The 20,748-nt window shown below is 65.8% G+C and carries 15 protein-coding genes; 5 read left to right on the forward strand and 10 right to left on the reverse strand.

The annotated features are described in order from the left end of the window. The first annotated feature begins 2 nt into the window (after nt 1-2). On the forward strand, nt 3-2,060 hold the full coding sequence (locus tag HCU76_RS32770) for an AsmA family protein (RefSeq protein WP_218511594.1): 2,058 nt from the start codon (nt 3-5) through the stop codon (nt 2,058-2,060). Next, nucleotides 2,057-3,223: a YihY/virulence factor BrkB family protein gene (locus HCU76_RS32775; RefSeq protein ID WP_371319943.1), complete on the forward strand. Its 1,167-nt coding sequence runs from the start codon at nt 2,057-2,059 to the stop codon at nt 3,221-3,223. Before HCU76_RS32770 ends, HCU76_RS32775 begins: the two co-directional genes overlap by 4 nt. 33 nt (nt 3,224-3,256) lie before the next feature. Here the strand turns inward: HCU76_RS32775 and HCU76_RS32780 are convergent, their stop codons facing one another. Next, complete coding sequence (locus tag HCU76_RS32780; RefSeq protein ID WP_218511595.1) at nt 3,257-3,517, reverse strand: ATP-binding protein; 261 nt, start codon at nt 3,515-3,517, stop codon at nt 3,257-3,259. 147 nt (nt 3,518-3,664) lie between these two features. Between HCU76_RS32780 and HCU76_RS32785 the strand changes: the two genes are divergently transcribed. Continuing rightward, on the forward strand, nt 3,665-4,303 hold the full coding sequence (locus tag HCU76_RS32785) for an FABP family protein (protein WP_218511596.1): 639 nt from the start codon (nt 3,665-3,667) through the stop codon (nt 4,301-4,303). Between the two features lie 60 nt (nt 4,304-4,363). On the opposite strand, the gene HCU76_RS32790 is transcribed toward HCU76_RS32785, so the two are convergent. The 7 genes from HCU76_RS32790 to HCU76_RS32820 all read right to left on the reverse strand — a co-directional run bounded on the left by HCU76_RS32790 (nt 4,364) and on the right by HCU76_RS32820 (nt 14,009). Further along, nucleotides 4,364-5,269: an ornithine cyclodeaminase family protein gene (locus HCU76_RS32790; protein WP_218511597.1), complete on the reverse strand. Its 906-nt coding sequence runs from the start codon at nt 5,267-5,269 to the stop codon at nt 4,364-4,366. Between the two features lie 93 nt (nt 5,270-5,362). Further along, nucleotides 5,363-6,910: a sugar ABC transporter ATP-binding protein gene (locus HCU76_RS32795; RefSeq protein ID WP_218511598.1), complete on the reverse strand. Its 1,548-nt coding sequence runs from the start codon at nt 6,908-6,910 to the stop codon at nt 5,363-5,365. Further along, on the reverse strand, nt 6,907-8,007 hold the full coding sequence (locus HCU76_RS32800; protein ID WP_218511599.1) for a strictosidine synthase: 1,101 nt from the start codon (nt 8,005-8,007) through the stop codon (nt 6,907-6,909). The genes HCU76_RS32795 and HCU76_RS32800 overlap by 4 nt, the downstream gene beginning before the upstream one ends. Beyond that, a complete protein-coding gene (locus HCU76_RS32805; RefSeq protein WP_218511600.1) occupies nt 8,007-10,121 on the reverse strand; it encodes an SMP-30/gluconolactonase/LRE family protein in 2,115 nt (704 codons plus the stop codon). Before HCU76_RS32805 ends, HCU76_RS32800 begins: the two co-directional genes overlap by 1 nt. Before the next feature lie 7 nt (nt 10,122-10,128). After that, the gene (locus tag HCU76_RS32810) at nt 10,129-11,142 is read right to left on the reverse strand and encodes a sugar ABC transporter substrate-binding protein (protein ID WP_213953829.1); all 1,014 of its coding nucleotides are present in this window, start codon (nt 11,140-11,142) and stop codon (nt 10,129-10,131) included. A 174-nt stretch (nt 11,143-11,316) separates the two neighbouring features. Then, nucleotides 11,317-12,288 (reverse strand): ABC transporter permease, encoded by a 972-nt coding sequence (locus tag HCU76_RS32815; RefSeq protein WP_213953828.1) that lies wholly within the window; start codon nt 12,286-12,288, stop codon nt 11,317-11,319. 164 nt (nt 12,289-12,452) lie between these two features. Then, nucleotides 12,453-14,009 (reverse strand): long-chain-fatty-acid--CoA ligase, encoded by a 1,557-nt coding sequence (locus HCU76_RS32820; protein WP_218511601.1) that lies wholly within the window; start codon nt 14,007-14,009, stop codon nt 12,453-12,455. A 315-nt stretch (nt 14,010-14,324) separates the two neighbouring features. Here HCU76_RS32820 and HCU76_RS32825 point away from each other — a divergent pair, with 315 nt between their 5' ends. After that, nucleotides 14,325-14,612, forward strand: coding sequence for a hypothetical protein (locus HCU76_RS32825; RefSeq protein ID WP_218511602.1), 288 nt, complete (start codon nt 14,325-14,327; stop codon nt 14,610-14,612). Between the two features lie 198 nt (nt 14,613-14,810). On the opposite strand, the gene HCU76_RS32830 is transcribed toward HCU76_RS32825, so the two are convergent. Beyond that, nucleotides 14,811-16,037: a PQQ-dependent sugar dehydrogenase gene (locus HCU76_RS32830; RefSeq protein WP_218511603.1), complete on the reverse strand. Its 1,227-nt coding sequence runs from the start codon at nt 16,035-16,037 to the stop codon at nt 14,811-14,813. Between the two features lie 392 nt (nt 16,038-16,429). Between HCU76_RS32830 and HCU76_RS32835 the strand changes: the two genes are divergently transcribed. Continuing rightward, a complete protein-coding gene (locus tag HCU76_RS32835; RefSeq protein WP_218511604.1) occupies nt 16,430-17,917 on the forward strand; it encodes a DUF1254 domain-containing protein in 1,488 nt (495 codons plus the stop codon). Nucleotides 17,918-18,013: 96 nt separating this feature from the next. On the opposite strand, the gene HCU76_RS32840 is transcribed toward HCU76_RS32835, so the two are convergent. Further along, a complete protein-coding gene (locus tag HCU76_RS32840; protein ID WP_218511605.1) occupies nt 18,014-20,698 on the reverse strand; it encodes a DUF1214 domain-containing protein in 2,685 nt (894 codons plus the stop codon). Nucleotides 20,699-20,748: the final 50 nt, after the last annotated feature.

Genomic DNA, 20,748 nt, shown 5'->3' on the forward strand with positions numbered 1-20,748 from the left:
CCATGAAGCAACCCGTGCTTGCACCGCTGCGCCGCCATCCGGCGTTGACCACGATCGGAGTGCTGGCACTGCTGTTGGTCGCGTTCGTCATCCTGTTCGACTGGAACTGGGTGCGTCCACCGCTCGAGCGCTATATCTCCAGGAAGACCGAGCGCGAATTCCGGATCTCCGACCTGCACGTCAAGCTCGGGCTGACGCCGACGATTCGCATGCGCGACGTCTACTTCGGCAACGCCAAGTGGTCGAAGGACGAACCCGCCATGGCGAAGATCGAAGCGCTCGAGTTCTCGGTTGCACTGCGGGACCTGCCAGAAAAAATCCTCGTTCCGCGCGTGGCGCTCACACGTCCTGAACTGGTCTTCGAACGGCTGCCGGACAACCGCAAGAACTGGATCCTCTCGGACCCATCGGACACGTCGCCGAGCAAGTTGCGAATCAGCACGCTCTCGGTGGACCACGGCCACCTGCGCTACATCGACCATGGCGAGCCCTTCGTGCTCGATGTCCTCGGCAGCACCTTCGATCCCGCGAGCCAGGAAAAGGTGAAGGACGCCGATGCCAAGCCGTCCAACAATCGCTATACGACGCAGTACGACTTCAAGGGTACTTACCACGACGCAGGGTTTTCCGGCCGCGCGCTGACCGGTGATGTGCTGAGCTTCCAGGAGTCCGGCGTGCCCTTCCCGCTCAAGGGCCAACTCAACGCAGGGACCACCAAACTTGCCGTGGAAGGGACGATCGCCGACGCGGCGAACATCTCCGCCATCGACACGCAACTGCGCATCGAGGGCCAGACGCTGGCCAACCTCTATCCGTTCCTGCTGCTGCCGCTGCCCGCGTCCCCGCCTTACCAACTGCAGGGCCACCTGGTCCTGAAGGGCAACCGCTACACGATGGACGACCTGGCGGGCAGGATCGGCTCCAGCGATGTCACCGGCAAGGGCGCCTATGTCGACCAGAAGCCGCGGCCGCTGCTGAGCGCCGACCTGCACAGCAAGCTGCTTGACATCGCCGACCTGGGCCCCCTCGTCGGCGTCCAGACCCGGCAGAGCGGCGGCAAGCCAGCGATGTCCCAAAGCGAAACCAGCAACCGCCCCGTTGCCAAGGCCAAGGAAAAGGCGATCGATCCCGACCACGTGCTGCCGGCGGGCACCTTCGAAGGGAGCCGATTGCAGAAGATCGATGCCGACGTCGATTTCGTCGCCACCAAGCTCGTCGTGCCGGACGCGCTGCCGCTGCAAAGCCTGAAGGCCTCGCTGCACCTGCACGACGCGATCCTGAAAGTCGAGCCGCTCGATTTCGGCTTCGCGGGCGGGACCATCGCGTCGCGGGTGTCGCTCGATGCGAGGGAACCCACGCTCAAGTCGGATGTCCAGGTCGATCTGCAACGCGTGCGTGTCGACCAGCTCGTCCCCGACAACGAGACCATCGCGAAGGGTGCGGGCCGGGTCGGCGCGACCCTCCACCTCAAGGGCACCGGCAATTCGATTGCCGACGCGGCCGCGAAGGCGGACGGGCGCATCGCCGCGACCGTGGTCAATGGACGCATCTCCAACCTGCTCGATGCGGCGAGCGGATTGAACGGCGGCAAGGTGCTCGCGCTGCTGGCGGAAGGGGACAAGGACATTGTCATCCGTTGCGGCGGCGTGGCCTTCGACGTTGCGGGCGGGCGCGGCAAGTCGACGCTGTTCGTGCTCGACACCGAGCAGACGCAGGTGCTGGGCAGCGGCTGGTTCGACCTGGAGCACGAACGCTTCGACATGACTGTCGCACCGAAGCCGAAGCAGGTCGGCCTGCTCTCCCTTCGAACCCCGGTGCGCGTGCATGGCAGCTTCAAGAAGCCGGACTACGAGGTCGTGAAGGGCCCCCTCCTCCTTCGCGCAGGCGGCGTGGTGGCGCTGGCGACCATCAACCCGATCGCGGCACTGCTGCCCCTGATCGAGACCGGACCCGGCGAGGAAACGAACTGCGCGAACGTACAGCGCACGGTGGGAGGCGCCGTGAAGCAAGCCGGCGGCGCCAGCAAGCCCGCCGCGGCCGGGAAAGGAAGGACACCGTGAGCCCCAAGCACCTTTTCGATCTCTGCCGCAAGGCGGTGATGGCCTGGATCGACGACTTCGCGCCGAGCATGGGCGCCGCGATCTCCTACTACACCATCTTTTCGCTTGCGCCGCTGCTGGTGATCGTCATCGCTGTCGCAGGAGCGATCTTCGGTCGGGATGCGGCCCAGGACCAGATCGTTGCGCAGATCGGCGGACTGGTCGGCCAGGATGGCGCGACCGCCGTGGAAGCCATGCTGCGTGCCGCGTCCGACACCGACAAGGGCCTGGTGGCCGGCATCATCAGTCTCGTGGTGCTGCTGGTGGGTGCGACGACGGTTTTCGCCGAGCTGCAGAGCGCGCTCGACAGGATCTGGCATGTCCCGGAAAAAGAGAAGCCGAGTGGCGTGTGGGCCGTGCTGCGTGCGCGGGTGCTGTCGTTCGGGCTCATCCTGGGCGTGGCCTTCCTGCTCATCGTTTCGTTGATGGTGAGCGCCGGACTGGCTGCCTTCGACACCTGGTTCGGCGGACTGATGCCGGGTTGGGAGGCGTTGATGCAGTCGCTCAACCTGCTCATCTCGTTTGGCATCGTCACCCTGCTCTTCGCCATGATCTTCAAGCTGATGCCGACCGCGAGGATTGCCTGGCGCGACGTGTGGATCGGCGCGGGCGTGACGGCGCTGCTGTTCGAGCTGGGCAAGCTGGGGATCGGCTTGTACCTGGGCAAGAGCGGCGTCACCGAGTCCTTCGCGGCCGCCGGATCGCTGGTGGTGTTGGTCGCCTGGGTCTACTACGCTGCGCAGATCTTCCTGCTCGGTGCGGAGTTCACCAAGGTCTATGCCGATGCCCATGGCTCTCTCGCCGGAGAGAAAGCCGTGGACGCGACCAAGGTCGCGGCCGATGTCCAGGCTGCCGGCACATCGAAGACCGAGCTTGCGCACGCAACGGGCCAGGGAGCAACGGGCCTGGGAGCAACGGGTCGGGGAGCAACTGCGGCCGTTGCCGCGGACGTTCCCGACTATGCCGGGCTTGCACGTGTCGCAGCGACCCAGCGCGAGGTGGACGCCCGCGTAGCCCTCGGCACGCGCATGCTGACGCGCCAGCTCGCCCTGCTCGTCGCCGTCACGCTTGGCAACGCGCTTGCTCGCAAGCAAATTCGCCGGCAGAAGAAGAGAGCGAAGTGAGGAGCGGGCGTACGGGACACTGCTGTCCGGCGCTCACCCCTTCCTCATCGCAATCACACGAAACGGGCACACCACCGCGCAATCGCTGCAGCCCGTGCACCGCTCGGCGTCGTGCAGCACCGAAGTCTTTCGCCATTGCACGACTTCCAGGCTCAACAGGTGCAGGTCGCACGCGGCCACGCACCAGCCGCAGCCCGTGCAACGCGCGGCGTCGACGACGGGCAGCCAGCCCGGGCGGGCCGGCCTGAGGCGCCTCTCTGGCGCTGGGGTGGATTCGGTGGACGGGGTGGTCATGGGCCGCAACCCGCATTCAGGCCGGGTTTTGATCAGTCTTGAGTCATCATAGCCACCGAATTTCCGGCGCTCGCTGCCCGCCCCGCAAGGCCTTTTTTGCAGTGGGTCGGCAAAAATTCGTCCTATCCACTCCCAAGCCCGATGCCCATGCCCACGTTTCCAGCCGACATCTATACCGAGCCCTCCGACCTGGACGGCCAGACCCTCGCCAACCTCGGCCCCTTGCGCCGCATGGCCGGCCTGTGGCGCGGCGAGAAGGGCGTGGACGTGAAGCCCAAGGCCCAGGGCCCGAAGACGCAGACCTACGTCGAACACTACGAGTTGCAACCGATCGACCCGCAGACCAACGGCCCGCAGGTGCTCTATGGCTTGCGCTATCACACCTTCATCCACAAGACCGGCTTCACCAAGATGTACCACGACCAGGTCGGCTACTGGCTGTGGGAGCCGGCCACGGAAACGGTCATGCTCACGTTGGCCATTCCGCGCGGCCAGATCGCCATGGCCAGCGGCAAGGTGAGCGCGGACGCGGACAGCTTCGAACTCGTGGCCACGCATGGCAGCCTGGTGAACGGCATCGTGTCCAACCCCTTCATCGAGCACGCGTTCACCACGCTGGAGTGGCGCATCAAGGTCGCGTTCCAGCCGGAGGGCACCTGGTCTTACGACCAGGACACCGTGATGCAGATCCAGGGCCTCGCCGAGCCCTTTCATCACACCGACCGCAACACGCTCGCCAAGGTCGGCGAGCCCTCCCCGAACCCGCTCGCCTTGCAGGCGCGGTGATACGCGCCGGCAGCGAGCCTCCCAGCGGCCCGCTGCGCCGACCCGGAGGCCAGGACGTCCCTATTGCGCTTGCGCAGCGTCCATCGACGCCCGATACACCAGTCCGGCGGCCGCGATGTCTTCCACCGCCACCCCCACCGACTTGAAAAGGGTGATGTCGTCGGCATGCTGCCGCCCCGGACGGCTTCCATCGATGACCTCGCCCAGCTCCGCGAAGATGTGACCGGCCGCGATGACATCGCCCGACTCGCGCGACGCGGCCTCGCGCGCCTCGACGTACAGCCGGCAACGGCCCAGCGCTTCGTCGTCCAGCTCGCGCCAGTCGGGCCGGGGCGCGCCGACCGTGTTGATGTGGACGCCCGGCGACAGCCAGCTGCCCTGGAGCACCGGCGTGCGTGACGTGGTGGCGACCACGATGACGTCGGCGCCCAGCACCGCATCCTCCGCCGAGGCGGCCGCGCGCACGCCGTGTTCGCGCGCAAAGGCCTCGCCGTGGTTCGGGCTCCACACGCTGACTTGCTCGAACGGACGAACCAGCCGCAGCGCCTCCAGGTGGCTGCGCGCCTGCACGCCAGAGCCCAGGATCGCCAGCGAGCGCGCGTCCTTGCGGGCCAGCAGCCGCGTGGCCACTGCCGATACGGCGGCGGTGCGCATCTCGGTGATGAGCCGCCCGTCCATCACCGCCAGCGGCTCGCCGGTCTCCTGCCGGAACAGCATGATCAGCGCGTGGTGCGTGTGCACGCCCTTGTTCTCGGGATAGAAGGTCACGAGCTTGGCGCCGAGCTGGCCCGAGACGCTCGCCGGCATCGTGAAGAAGAAGCCGCCTTGTCCCGGCACGGACAGCACGTTGCGCAAGGGCTGGACGGCCCCGCCGGAGGACAGTGCGTGCAGCGCCTCTTCCATGGCGGGAATCAAGGCGTCCATGTGCAGGAACCGGCGGACCGCATGCTCGTCGAGGAATTTCATGAGACTGGTTTTGTCAGGCGAATCTCATGCCAGTATCCATGTCGCTGCGTGAGCCGCCTCCCCCGCAGGGGGGAGCGCAGCTTCGGGGGTGAGTCAATGAATTGCCGCGTACATGATCTTCTCCTGCGTCGCCTCCAGCGCAGAGAACTCGACCACCACCTTTCCCTGCTTCGCCACCAGGATCCGGTCGGACAGCGACATCACCTCCGGCAGGTAGGACGAGATCACGACCACGGCCTTGCCGGCGTCGGCCAGGCGGTTGATCTCGGCATGGATCTCGGCGATGGCGCCCACGTCCACGCCGCGCGTGGGCTCGTCGAAGATGATCACGTCCGGGTCCTGCACCAGCGACCTGGCGATCACCACCTTCTGCTGGTTGCCGCCGGAAAGCTCGATCACCTTCACGTCCTTGCTGATCGCGCGCACGTTGAGCAGCCTGGTCCAGTGCTCGCCGACCGCCCTCGCCTTCGCGCCCGACACCAGCCCGAAGGCGCTGCCCACGCGGCCCAGCAGGCCCATGTAGATGTTCTGCTGGATCGACATGGTCTCGAAGAAGCCCTCGATCTTTCGGTCCTCGGTGATGTAGGCGATGCCGTCGCGCACCGCCGAGCGCGCCACCTTGTAGCGCACCGGCTTGCCGCGCAGGAGCACCTCGCCGCCGTGGAAGAAGTCGCGCTTGATGAGGCCGGCCACCACCTTGAAAGTCTCGGTCCGCCCCGCTCCCACCAGCCCGAACACGCCGGTCACCTGCCCCGCGAACACCGACAGCGAGTTGTTCTTGACCATCGACGCCATGCGCAGGTTGCGCACCGCCAGCAGGCATTCGCCCTGCGGCCGCACGGTGGTCTTCTTCTGGCCATACAGGGTCTGCGACAGGTCGCGCCCCACCATGGCCTTGACGATGCGGGCGCGGTCGAAGTTGGCCTTGTCATCGGTCACCACATGCCGGCCGTCGCGCAGCACCGTGATGCGGTCGGCCAGCAGCAGCGCCTCCTCCAGCGCATGCGAGATGAAGATGATCGACACGCCGCGCGCCTTCAGGTTGAAGATGAGGTCGAAGAAGTACTTCTTCTCCTCCGGCGTGAGGCTGGCCGTGGGCTCGTCGAAGATGATGATGCGGGCCTTGTGCAGCACCGCGCGCGCGATCTCCACCATCTGCTTCTTGGCCGCGCCCAGCATGCCCACGGTGGCCGTCGGGTCCACGTCGAAGTTGAGCGACTGCATGAACTGCTGCGCCGCGATGTAGACGCCGCGCAGCCGGTTGAAGAAGGCCTCCTGCCCGAGGTAGAGGTTCTGCGCGACGGTCATGGTCGGCACCAGGCTGGTTTCCTGGAACACCATCGCGATGCCCTTGTGGCGGGCCTCCAGCGGCGTGCGCAGGTCGACCGGCTGCCCTTCGACGAGCATCTGCCCGCCGGAGAGCGACACCACGCCGGCCATCACCTTGGTCAGCGTCGACTTGCCCGCCCCGTTCTCGCCGACCAGCGCATGGATCTCGCCGCGGCGCAGCGTGAAGTCGACCTCCTCGATGGCCGGGACGCCGGCGTATTTCTTGGTGGCGGCGCGCAATTCGAGCACGTTGTCGAAGACGGCGCCTGTCGCAGTGGCGCCCGCGATCGCATCGGTGGCCATGTCCGTCATGCCGCGTCCTCCATGGCGTCGAACGGGACACGCAGCAAGCGCCCGGCGCCCTTCGAGGCGGCATACAGCGCACCGTGGTACTCGGCCACGGCCGTGATGCCGTGGTGCTTGCCATCGACCTGGCTGTGCAGCGAGCGCGTCGTGCGGCCGGCGGCGTCGACGTGCAGCACCAGCCCATAGGACCGCGGCGGCGCCCAGGGCTTGAGCACGCCCATCTGCTTGACGCCCGCGCCCTGCAGCGGCTCCAGGAAACTCGCCCCCGAGCGCAGCGCGGGCGCGACCCACAGGCTCGGCTCGATCTCCTGCAGCATGCGCTTGCGATAGGCGTCCTCGCGCAGGACGAATTCCACGAGCTGCGTCCGGCAGACGAAGCAGGTCAGCCAGAACCCACCCTCCGCCGCGTGCGCCATGCGCGAGGGATAGCCCGGCAGGTCCGACAGCACGGGCCCAGGCTTCGCGCCGCCCGCGCGCATGACACGATGCCGCCAACTCTCGCTGAAGATGACCTCGCCATCGAGTGGCAACACGCCGAAGGCATGCTCCAGGCCGCTGACCAGCAACTCGGCCTGGCCGCCGCTGCCCCAGCGCACGACCCGCCCGCTGTGGCCCTTCTCCATGAGGTCGCGGCACCAGTCGGCCGGCGCATGCTCGGCCGAGCCGTCGCTCAGCAGGATGTTCTCGCCGGACTCGTCGAAACAAAGCGCATTGACACCCCGCAACGGCACGCCCGAGACCTGCTCCAGCCTGGCCCGCTCGCCCCATCCCGTGCGTCCCCGCGACATCACGCGCATACCCTTGCCGCCCACCGCCAGCGCCACCGCGCCGTTCTCGTGCACGGCCAGCGCGGTGATCTCCGCCTCCATCCGAAGCATCTCGACCAGGCTGCCGCCCTCCAGGCCGTAGAGCACCGGGCCGGCCGTCGCATACAGCCTGAAGCCGTCGGTTGCCAGATCGTCGATGCCCTCCAGTTCCGCCACCACCTGCGCGTTGTCGAGCACGCGGTTGGGCTTGAGCGCACCGTCCATCACCGGCACCGTGATCGCCGCACTGCCGCGCCCCAGCACGCGATCGACAAAGCCGCCCAGCGCGCCCCGCATCAGGCGGCCCTCCAGCGGCGTTCGTACTGCGAGAAGGTGGCGTCCGCGCCGGGCAGCTTGTACACGCCGATGCGGTTGTTGGAAATGCCGCCCAGGTAGAGGTGGCCCTTGTGCTCGCGCATCGAGGTGATCATCGGATGGTTCTCTCCGCCCAGGTCCCACAGCGTCTCCAGCACCTCGCCCGCTTCGTTGAACTTGAGCACGCAGCCGGTGTTGATGTTCGGGAACAGCCACTCGTCCAGCGGCAGGCGCTGGGCCATGCGCTTGCGGAAGCCCGGCATGCGCATCGCCAGGTCGTACGAGGGCGAGCGCATGCCGACCATCGCCAGCCAGTAGTTGCCATCCGATGCGAGGTTGATGTTGTCTGGGTAGCCCGGCAGGTTGTCGATCACGCTCTCGACCCGGCCCTTCTTCGGCCCGTCGAACCAGTAGCGCTTCACGCAGCAGCCCCAGGTCTCCGCGAACAGGATCGACTGGCCGTCGCTCGCGATGCAGATGCCGTTCGGGAACTTGAGGTCGCGCAGCACGGTGCGCGTCGAGTTGTCGCGTGGGTCCCAGCAGACGATACGGCCATTGCCGCGCGCCTCCAGCCCGTCGACCGGCCACTCGTCCATCTCGTAGCGCACCGTCGCCTCGCTGAAGAAGATGCGGCCGTCGTCGGCGATGTCGAGGTCGTCGGCCAGGCGCAGGCGGCTGTCGTCGTTGATGGAGCGCCAGCTCCGGTTGGTTTCATCGGTCACACGCTCGACCGTCTTGTCGGGCTTGATGCGGTACAGCCCCATGCCACCGATGCAGACGTACAGGTTGTGCTCGCGGTCGAAAGCCATGCCCAGCGGCTGCCCGCCGATGTGCGCGAAGACTTCCATGCGCTCGTAGTCCGGCGCGAAGAAGCGGATGATGTCGCCGTGCCGCGATCCGGCGTAGAGGTTGTCATCGCGGTCGAGGATCACGTCCTCCGGGGACTCGATGCGGCCCAGGCCGATCAGCTTCACGTCGCGCAGCTTGTTGTTGAGCGCGAAGGCGCCGCCACCGCCCATGCTGCAATCCGGCGCGGTGCCCAGCCGGTGATAGGTCGGGCTCACATAGACCTTGCTGATGATGCGCTGCCGGTTCTTGAGCCAGCGCACGTCGATGACCGCCGCCAGGATCAGGATGCCCGCCAGCACCATGCGGATCACGCCGCCCGAGGCCGACATCGACGTGAGCCCGTTGGTGATGAGCAGCACCAGCAGCGTGCCCACCATCGCCTTGGTGACCGAGCCGCGCCCTCCCCCCAGGCTGATGCCGCCGATCACCGCCGCGGTGAGCACCAGCACTTCCATGCCGATGCCGATGTCCGCCCCGGCCGTCGCCAGCCGCGAGGCGAAGAAGCAGCCCGCCGCGCCGGAGAGCACGCCGCAGCCCACATAGCAGAGAAAAACCGTGCGACGCACCGCGATGCCGCCGTTGTAGGCCGAGCGCCGCGAGCCGCCGATGGCCATGATGTGCCAGCCCAGCCGCAGCCGCGTCAGCATGATGTGTCCAGCGACGGCCACGACGGCATAGGACCACGCCACCGTCGGCAGCCCCAGGAAAGCCCCGCTGCCGATGAAGTCCCACACCTCGGAATCCGGCAGGTTGCCCGCGATCGCCGTCGAATACTGCCCGCTCAGGATCTCGTACACCGAGCGGAAGATGATCAGCGTGATGAGCGTCGTGAGGAAGGCGCGCAGCCGCAGGTAGCCGATCAGGTAGCCGTTGACCGCGCCCAGCACCGCGCCACACAGCAAGGTCGCGGGCACCGCCAGCAGCACAGGCCACTTCAGCACGTGGATGAACAGCAGCGCGAAGAAATTCGTCAGCGCGAACATCGACCCCACCGAGAGGTCGATGCCGCCGACGATCATCACCAGCCCCATGCCCAGCACGATGAGGCCGATCTCGCCGGCCTGCCGCAAGGTGTCGGCCAGCGCGCCGGCCGTGTAGAAGTTGCCGATCAGCCGCCCCGAGACGAAGACGACGACGGCCAGCAACAGCACCGGGATGGCGGTCTCCGTCCAGCGCTTGGACAGGATCTCGCCGACCCAGTGGTCGGGCCAGTAGCGGTAGCGCAGCCGCGTGAGGGTTTCGGTCACCCGGGGTTCACTTGCTGGCGGTCAGCTTCCAGCAGGTGCCGTCGGCGCTGGCGTTGTCCTTGGTGATCGGGATCAGCGTGGTGTAGATGTTCTGCTTGGCCACGCCCGGCTTCATGCCGCCTTGCACCAGCCACTTGATCATCGCGGCCATGTTGCTGGCCTGCGTGGGCACGTCATAGCTCAGGTCGTAGTCGATGGCGCCGGCCTTCACCTGGTCGCAGGCGCCCTTCTGCTCGCCGCCGCCCGAGGTGGCCAGGAACACCTTGCCGGTCAGGCCCGCCTCCTTGATGGCCGCGGCCGTGCCGATGTCCATGCCGTCCCAGAAGCCGACGATGCCGCAGAGGTCCGGGTTCTGCTTGAGCACCGTTTGCGTGAGCGCCTTGGCCTTGGCCGCGTCCCAGTCCGCAGCCTGGTTGGACACCACCTTGACGTCGGCATTCTTGGCCAGCACGTTCTCCACGCCCTTGAGCGTGTACGCGCTCGCAGCGGCGGTCGGCGCGCCCTGCACGATCGCGATCTTGTTCGACTTGCCCTTGCAGGCATTGACCACCGCCGTGGTGGTGCGCTCGCCGATGTCGACCCAGTCGGCCCCGACGAAGGCGGTCGACGCCTGCGCCGAGCGCATGTTGATCTGCACCACGTAGATGCCCTCGGACTCGGCCTTGGAGATCAGCTTGGCGTAGGTGGCGACGTCGGGGTTGTGGATGACGATGACGGCCGGCTTCTCCGCGATGAGCGCGGTGAAGGCCTGCGCGCCGGCGTTGGTGTTCCAGTTCGGGTCGCGCACGACCACCTTCATGCCCGAAGGCTCCAGTTCCTTCTTCAGCCCGTTGAACCAGCCCTGCGACAGGTCGAAGCCCATGGCCACCGGAATGAAGCCGACCGTCTTGCCGTCGAGGGCCTTCTTGTAGCCCTCGCGGAACGGCTCGTCCAGGCCCTTGCCCTGCGCCAACGCCTGCTGCGCGCCCGCCAGGCCCAGTGTCAGAAAGGCTGCGATAGCCAAGCTCTTGCCGAGATACATGAGAGTCTCCTTCGTTCGTCTACTTGGCGCCAATGGAGGCCTGGCGTGTGGCACTGAAAAACAATCCCGGTCCAGTCCAACGAAGCCTGTTCGTGGGCACCCGCGGAACCGGCTTTGCCGGGCCGCTGGGTGCGCCCCCTTGAGGGGGAGCGCCGCAGGCGCATTCGGGGGTGGTCATATGTCGCCCTGTTGGGCGGTCTCCTCGTTGCGCGGATTGAAGACCGAGTCCACGAGGATCGCGACGAGCAGCACCACGCCCTTGACGATGTTCTGCACCGAATACGACACGTCCAGAATGGTCATGCCATTGAGCATGGTGCCGATGAGCAGCGTGCCGATGATCACGTTGAGCACGCCGCCGCGCCCGCCACTGAGCCCGATGCCGCCCAGCACCACCACCAGCACCACGTCGTAGATCATGGTCGAGTTGAAGATGCGCGTGGGCATGCTGTTGACCGACGCGGCCATCACGATGCCGGCGAACACGCCGATCAGCGCCGCCATCACGTACTGCAGCACCATGATCGGCCGCGTGGGCAGTCCGGCCGCGCGCGCACCGAAGGGGTTGTCGCCGATGGCGTAGATGAAGGCGCCCGCGCGCAGCCGTTTCAGGAACAGCGCCAGCGCCGCGGCGGCGATGCCGAACATCACCACCGGCATCGGCACGCCGGCGAAGGTGCCGCGGCCCATCCAGGCGATCCCGTCGAGTTCGGCCGGCCACTGCACCACTTCGAGCTGGAAGAAGAAGGCCTGGCCGCAGCCCGCCAGGAAGAGCCCGGAGGCCAGCGTGGTGAACAGCGAGGGCACTTCCGCATACGCGATGAGCCAGCCGTTGACCAGCCCGAACAGCAGCGACAGCCCGATGGCCACCGCGCAGGCCGCCGCCATCGGCATGCCGTTCTGCACCAGTTGCAGCAGCAGGCCCGAGGGCACCGCCAGCGCCGCGATCATCGAGATGTCGATGCCGCGCCCGATCACCACCACCGACATGCCGAGCCCGAGGATGCCGAGGATGGCCACGTTCTGCAGCAGCGTGAGCAGGTTGTCCAGCTGCGCAAAGCCCCGCAGGAACAGCGCAAAGCCGGCGAACATGATCACGAACAGGACGAAGACGATGCCCTGTTGCGAGACGTGGAACTTCTTCAATCTCTGCATCCTGTTCGGGCCGTCATCGCGTGCAGTGCATGGCGCACGCTGCGCGGCATTGCCTCGCCTTGCCTACCGCAGCGAGTCTCAGTCCTCACAGGCGCGGGCTGCATCCTGATTTGCCCTTAGGGGAGCCACTGCACCGCGAAAGGGCGATGCGTGGGCTACGCCACCTGGCGCGAACGCCCTTCCCAATAGGGCTTGCGCAAGTCCTTCTTCAGCACCTTGCCGGTCGGGTTGCGCGGCAGTGCGTCGACGACGTCGAAGGACTTGGGGCACTTGAAGGACGCCAGCCGTTCGCGGCACCAGGCCATCATCTGTTCCGTGTCGATGGTGGCGCCGGCCCGCGCGACGATGACGGCCTTGGGCACCTCGCCCCACTTCTCGTCCGGCACGCCGATCACGGCCACGTCTTCGATCAAGGGGTGCTCCACCATGACCCGCTCGATCTCCGCGGGATAGATGTTCTCGCCGCCGCTGATGATCATGTCCTTGATGCGGTCGGTGACGTAGATGTAGCCGTCCGCATCGAAGTGGCCGCCGTCGCCCGAGCGCAGCCAGCCATCCGGCGTGATCGCCGCGGCGGTGGCCTCGGGCTTGCCCCAGTAGCCGCCCATGACCTGTTCGCTGCGCACCCAGATCTCGCCCGGCTCACCCGCAGGCACCGGCTCGCCGGTGACCGGATCGCAGACCTTGATCTCGACGCCGTGGATCGGCTTGCCCGCCGATACCAGCCGATGCGCCACCGCCGGGTCCGCATGGTCCGGCGCGCCGAGCACGCTCACGACGCCGCATTGCTCGGTCATGCCGTAGACCTGCTGCATCACGCCGGGGAAGATCTCGAGGGTCGCGCGCATCACCGGCAGCGGCATGGGAGAAGCGCCATAGGACAAGGTCTTGAGGGCGGAGTAGTCACGCCCGGCAGCGCCCGGCACCTTGACCATCATGGCCAGCAGCGCAGGCACGAGGAAGGTGTGCGTGATCTTCTCGCGCTCCAGCATCTCCAGCACCGCCGCCGGGTCCGGCATGCGCACCATGAAGATGTGCGCGCCCTGGCTCAGTGCCGCGAGCGAATAGCTGGTGCCGCCCACATGGAACAGCGGCATCGCGACCTGCACGGCCGAATCGGGGTTGATCGACTGGTCGACGCAGACGTTGTGCGCGTGCGCGACCATCCCGCGGTGGGTGAGCATCGCACCCTTGGGAAAGCCGGTGGTGCCCGACGTATAGAGCTGGACGAAGCAGTCGCCGGGCGCCGACGGGTGGACCGCGGCATCGGGCGCCTGCGCCGCCAGCCACGCCTCGTACTCGTCGCCGGGGCCGCCGATGCGGATCACGCGCTCGACGCTCGGCAGCTTGTCGCGCAACTGCTCGACGGCGGCGGCGAACTCCGGCCCGACGAAGAGGATGCGCGCCCGCGCGTCGTTGATCACGTAGGCGATCTCGGGCGGCGCCAGCCGGAAGTTGACGACGGCATTGGCCGTGCCGATCTGGGCGCAGGCCAGCGTGAGTTCGAGGCACGAGGGATGGTTGAGATCCAGCACGGCGATGCGGTCCCCGGGCACGAGGCCGGCGGCGCGCTGGGCCGCCGCATTGCGCCGAACGCGCGTGGCCAGTTCGGCCCATGTCCAACTCGATGCGCCGAAGGTGATGGCCGCGGTATCGGGTTGCTCTGCCTCCCATTTGGCGAGGATGGCTGTGAAGTCTGTCGGCTTGGACATGGTGGTTCCGGTCTCCTGGATATTGATTTGATTGTTCTGGCGCGAAGCCTGCGCCGCCTGGAATCGTAGGGCTTGTTCCAGCCCCGGCAACGCGACCGCGCTACTGGAGCCGCTGCCCCCCATGCCCGGCACCCACGCGACCAGCGCGAGCTTCAGCAGCACGCGTCCATCGCGGTCTGGGCCGTGGTCACGATGTTGCGCAAGCGCGCTGCCCACGCTCGAGAGTGCCAGTGTGGCGGAGATCAGACGGGTTGCCCCTGAAATTCGCGCGTTGCGCTGACATCAACAACGACCGGCAAGGCGCAAGGTCGATTGATGAAGCAAACAGATGATTCCCCAGCGGACCTCGAGACACTGACAGACAAGGACCTCATTGCGTCAACCCGACACTGGCAGGCCCGGCGATGCGAGCGAACGCCCGATGCCGAGCGGATGGTCTGGCTGTACGAGGACGAAATGAACAGACGTTTCGGTGGCGTCACGACGGTCAAATCGCCTCTGAGCAGCGATGAGCAACGCGAGGCCAGGCCTTGGTGGCGCTTTTGGCAAACATCTCATCAGGTTGCTTCGATCGAGACAGCAGATGAAAAACACGAGCTTTGAACACCATGGGCATCAGGTCATAACTGACGCGTGGCAAAGCGGAGATCGGTGGAGCTGGTCGTATCGGATCGACGACCGGGAGCCCGTCAACCTTGCGGAGTCGGGCTCGCGGTCCAGGCGACAGGCGTTTCACGAGGCAAGGCATGAAGCCATCGCCGCAATCACGGCGCTGCACGCCGGGCTGTAGCTACATACGGGTCATTTCGGCGTGAGCCGATACAAGCCGCCGTCGTGGTCATCCTCGATCAACCACAGCGCGCCATCCGGCGCCTGCTCGACGTCGCGGACGCGGAAGCCGACCATCCAGTGCTCAGCCGGTGTCGCGATCGCGCCGTGCACCTCGATCCGGTGCAGGGCACGGCTGACGAGGCCGGGCGCGAACGCTGAGCCCTTCCACTGCGGAAACATCGCGCCGCTGTAGAACATCAGGTTGCCGGGCGCGAGGACGGGCGTCCAGTAGATCGCGGGCTTGGCGAGGTCGGGGCGCGTGTCGGGGTTCGCAATGGGCACGCCGTCGTAGTTCACTGCATAGGAGACGAGCGGCCAACCGTAGTTCTTGCCCGGCTCGATCAGGTTGAGTTCGTCGCCGCCGCGCGGCCCATGCTCGAGTTCCCAAAGGCGGCCATCCGGCGCGAACGCGAGGCCGTAGGGCGTGCGATGCCCCGAGCTCCATGTTTCGGACGGCGTCAGATTGGGGCCGTCGAAAACATGGGTGCGCACGACGGGCGCAGTCTTGGCGGCCTCCGTGTCTCGTGGCGGATCGATCACCGGGACCGATGGTGCGCCAGTCTTGCCCTCCATGGGGTTGCCTCGTGCGGGCTTGCCGTCCAGGGTCAGTCGCAGGATCTTGCCGGCCGGTTGGTTCGGGTCTTGGGCGGGGGTGAATCGCTGCCGATCGCCAGCCGTGAGGAAGAGAAATTTCTGGTCAGGCGAAAAGGCCACTGCAGCGCCGACCTGGCCCCCCTTGCCCTTGATCGGGTCGTGCCAGACGACCTTCAGGTCTTCCAGCGAGGCGTTGCCGGCGCTGATCTTGAGCGTCGCGCGGGCGAGCGCCAGGCTCGAGGTGCCCGGGTCCTGTCCGGGCTCCGAATAGGTCAGGTAGATCGCCCCGTCGCTCGAATAGGACGGGGCCAGGTAGACGCCGAGCAGGCCGTTCTGCCTTTCGTACAGCACCGGCGGCACGCCGGTGACTTCGAGCTTCTGCCCGGATTGGGTCGCCAGGAAGAGCTTGCCGATCTTCTCGGTGACCAGCATGCGTCCGTCCGGCAGGAAGGCGATGCGCCATGGCAGATCGAACTGCGCGACCTTCGTGAGCTTGAACGGAGGCGATGGGTCGGGGGGCAGAGTTCCGGCGTTGATCTGCGCAACCACTGGCGTGGCACCGAGGAGCAACCAGGGGATGAGTCCGAACTTCGGGAGTTGCATGCTTCGCTCGTCAGTGGGTGGTCCGAACAGTATCCGGCGACAGTGAAAGCAGTGCCTGGCGCCGGGCCATCGGCACCACGAGCGCCGAGCCTCGCTTTCCAATCAAAGCCGCGCTCCTCGACCCCGCCCTCCGGCATTCGAGCGTAGTGCCGAGTCCCTCGATGCGGCGAGTCGTGGACACGACTCGGGCTTCGATCCTGCTGGCTTGATCCACCTTTGCAATGCGTCGCGCGTCACTTGCGTCATCTCGAACTGCACTGCGGTGGGTCCTTCGCCCTTGGAGCGTTCACATCGCTTCATCCGTTGGCCGTTGATCCGCTTGCCTGCACCAATGGGCAATGCCCACGCCCAAGTGATCTGTCTACAGTGGAATCTTGAGCGGAGGTACTGTCATGCCCACTCGGAAGTCTTCTGTCCTGCTCGCTGCCGCCTCACTTGCTGGCGGCGTGGCTGATTCGACATCGGTCGGCGGCCAGCAAGTCGAGCCTCATGGCTGGCTCGGCACGGAGACTTTGAAGAGCCGATCCGGGAATTTCGAGTTCAAGAACGGCTACCCCGAGGGCGATACCGCCCAGCGCCTCCTTGACCTGCAGACCCTCAATCGGGCCACCGAGGTTTACCTCACCCAATTGATGCCGGTCAGCGAAGTGGCCTTGCGAGAAGGGCTTCGTGCCTTCGGCGCGACAAAGCCGGCGCAGGTGGTCGTTTGGGAAAAGCTCATGGGGCCACAGACAGTCCTCCTGACCGCCAACACCGAGACCGTCTACGGCATCTCCCACCTCGCACTCGGGGCGGATGGGCCCACGGTGGTAGAGGCGCCTGCGCACATGCTCGGCTTCCTGCAGGATGGGCTACAGCGGTATCTCGCGGACATTGGACCGCTGGGGCCGGATAAGGGGAAAGGCGGCAAGTTTCTTGTCCTGCCGCCGGGTTTCAAGGGAGCTGTGCCAAAGGGCTATTTCGTCGTCCGTTCGCCCACCTACTCGGTGACGTTCGCGGTACGCGGCTTCCAGGCAGAAGGCAAGACGGATCAAGCCGTCAGCCTCATGAAGCAGATCAAGGTGTATCCGCTCGCGGCTGCGAAGACCCCTCCCGAGATGGAATTCCTGAATGGCTCCGGCAGGGACATCGACACCTTGTTTCCCGATAACTTCCGCTTCTTTGAGTTGCTCTCCGTGATCGTGAACGAGGAACCACTCGAGAGCTTCGGCCCGCTGGAACGCTCCATGATGCAGTCCATCGGCATCGAGAAGGGGAAGCCTTTCAAGCCCGACGACAGGATGAAGGCGCTCCTGTCCGAAGCTGCGCGGCTGGGTGGCGCCATGGCCCGGGCCAATACGTATGCAACCGGCTCACCGTACTACCCCGACCGCAAGTGGCAAGGCATCCCGGACGGCATGACCTACACGTTCTCGCGTGATGGAGCGCCGCAGATCGAAGCGAGGAACAACGTTTACTACATGGCCGCTGGCAACTCGCCCGCCATGATGGAAAAGAATGTCGGCCAAGGTTCGCAGTACCTCTGGACATACCGGGATGCAGACGGACGCTTCCTCGATGGCGCCAAGAGTTATCAGCTTCATGTCCTACCCAGGATTCCAGCCGGCAATTTCTGGTCGGTCGTTGTGTACGACTCACTGAGCAGGTCGGAATTGCAGAACGGAGAGCCACTCCCTTCGGTCAGCAGCTATACCAGGCCCGAAGTCAATCCTGACGGCTCCATCGACATCTACTTCGGGCCGAGCGCGCCCACGAAGGCGAAGAACTGGATCAAGACTGTTGCCGGCAAGGGATGGTTTCCGATCTTCCGCTTCTATGGGCCATCTCAAGCCTATTTCGACAAGACGTGGAAGCTGGAGGACATCGTGGCAACCCCGTAGCCAACGAACAGCCGCTTCGAGCCCTGAACTGCCCTACCCATCGGCGACATTTGCGCCTCCGAGCAGTCACTCGCGCCATGTCCCGACGCAATCAAATCAAGCTTGCTTCATGATCGGCGGAAGACGATAGGACCCATCCAGCACCGACGTCCTGGGCCCGTAGAGGCGCATGGTGACATTGAACGGGCCTGCAGGGGCCGGGAGCCAGTTGGACGTGTCATCGGGCTTCGCGCTCTGAATGACGATGCTCAAGGAACCGTCGGCCGCCTGCTTCAGCCCATCGGTCGTGCTGCCGATGCTGCAGCGCCCGAATTCGTTCTCGACGAACAACATGTCGGCGCCGTACATCGCCAGGTTCCAGAAGACCGACACAGGGGGCTGCTGCCCCTTTCCGAAGTGCAGTACATAACTGTTCGCGCCATCCAGAGGGGCGCCATGCGCATCGACGGCGCAATTCGGGTAGATGACCTGGTCCGACAACTGCGCGCCAAGTTCGTACCTGGCGAGCGCCGCCCGAAGCGCGAGGTCATGCCCGGCGCGGCCGCCGGAGAATGTGTACTTCCAGCCATTCGTCGTCTCCCCCGTCGAGGCCCACGCCGCATCCACGATCTGCTCGCCCGAACTGACCGCTCGCGCAAGGCCCCGCTTCACCGGCTCGCCGAGCTCGGCCCATTCAAAGCCACGCGAGGTGCTCAGTCCGATTTTCTGAAAGCTGTTGACCAGGGTATCGCTGTTGCCCGTTGTCGCGGGCAGCCAGGACTTCATCCAGTGTCCGAGCTGCTCGAAGAAGCGAAGACCCTCCGGTGCATCAGCGGAGGGAAGCTGGGGCAATGCGTAGATGGAACTCTCCTGCGGCCGAAAGGCGAGGCCTTGCTTCAGGTACGCCGACAAGGGCATCAGCTGGAAGCCCTTCTGGGCCTCGACGGCCGCTGGCAAGTCTGCGTCGCCGTTCACGAAGACGCGCAGCCCGGCGGCGGCCCAGCGGGTGCGTGAGCGCAATTGCGTCATCTCTCCCGGGATTGCGCCACTGAAGTCCGGCCCCGTCACCAGATACACGCCAGGCTGCTGCCCCTTGATGCCGCCGATGTTGTGGAAGATCTCGTCGTAGTGGTCGCCGAGCTGCACGATGTACCAGCGATCATCTGCCAGCCTGGGTACGAAGATGACCGCGGGCTCGTCGCGCAGATCGCACACCCCGTAACCGTCGATCGTGACGTTGTTCGGCGTCACGATGAAGCGGTCTTTGGCGGTCTTCAGCGCCGGATATTTGTGAAAGCTGTTCAGTGCGACAGCTCGGGCCTTCACACCGCCGACCGAGGTCTTCCCGTACTCCACGAAGGGCACGCCCCACAGGTAAGCCTGAACGCCAAGCGTGTACGCGGCCTCTTCGGTCGCCCAGTCCGCAGGCTTTCCGGTCTTCGTGGCGGTGGTCGTCTGTTTCATGATTTTTCCGCTCCTGTGAAATTGCGTCCGTCCGACCGATTCAATCGATCTTTTCGATGTCCGGCAGCACCCAGGTCTTGTCGAACAGCGGCTTCCCGGGCCGTAGAAGCGGAAGAGCGCCTCGAAACGGCCGTTGGCATCGGTCGGAATCCAGTTCGATACCTTGCCTTCGGGGGCCTTCGGCGAGAAGTACACATCGACCGAGCCATCGGGATGGGTCTGCAAACCAGGTGACTGCGAGGAACGGCTGGCGCAGGGCATGTCGCGAATGAGCGCGTGCGTTGCGAAGTCATAGAGGACTGCAGACCAGTATTGGCGCACGGGAGGATCGGGCGGCACACGCAGACGGTAGGTGCTGCCGCCATCGAGCGGATTGCCATCGCTGTCGCGGCTGACGAACAGGTAGAACTGTCCCGCACCCAGGTGCTTGACCATGCTGTACGCAAAGTAAAAGAGCGTTCCCCGGCCATCCGTCGGATAGACATCGGCTTTGGTGAATCCGGTCTGCACGGAATCCATCAGCGTCTTGTCGGCGGGCAGGAACCATCGCTTGCCCTCGTTGTGCGGCTCGTAGGTGGTCTCGTAGCGCAGGTCGAACAGCGCCAGCGCCTCCTGTGCGGCGGATTCGAGCAGTCCGGTCGTGGCCGCATCGGGCTTGAACGGCTTGCCCTGTTCGATGCCGAGCGACCTCAGCGGATCGATCATGGCGCGATCGCGCTCGATCCACGGCTCAGCCTGGACCATGCGATGCAGAGACTCGAAGAACCGCGTGTCGTACGGAATGACCCCGGAGACCACGACGTCGATGGCGTCGATGAGCGCGGTCTCGGGAGGGCGTGATGCAGCAGAAAGCGGATAGAGCCTGATGCGTTTGCCGTAGGCGACCGCCTTGGCAACATCTTCGTCCGTGCGGCTCTTCAGTATCGAGCGCAGGAGGGCGTAGCCCTGGAAGGTGGCCGACGCCAGGAGCAGGAAGCCCACAGGAACCGGCTCCTTGTATCCCGGCGGCAAGATCAGGTACTTGCCGCCCTTGCCGGCATCCAGACCGGCTGGGCCGACGTCTTCAAGGGCGACCTGCCAGCTGTCCATGATCGTGCCGGTGATCGAACCGTCATCACCCGCGGGCGGGATCTCGAGCACCATCGGACCCGTGCCCTTGGTACTGAAAAAGGGCATGAAGTAGATCGTGTCGGGGTTGGGCGTCAGGAACTGGTTCTTCCAGTCCGCCAGCCGCGACCAGTACAGGATCTGGTTCACCGCGCCCTTGGCATCGCGGACCATCGACTGGAACATCAAGTCGTAGTTCACCGCAGGAATGCCCCAGATGACGGCCTCCATTGCGCGGCGATGGATCGTGCGGTGCTTCAACTCCGCTGGACCGATGGGGC

Origin of the sequence: Variovorax sp. dw_308 (genome assembly GCF_019207085.1) — a bacterium.
Classification (GTDB): domain Bacteria; phylum Pseudomonadota; class Gammaproteobacteria; order Burkholderiales; family Burkholderiaceae_C; genus Variovorax.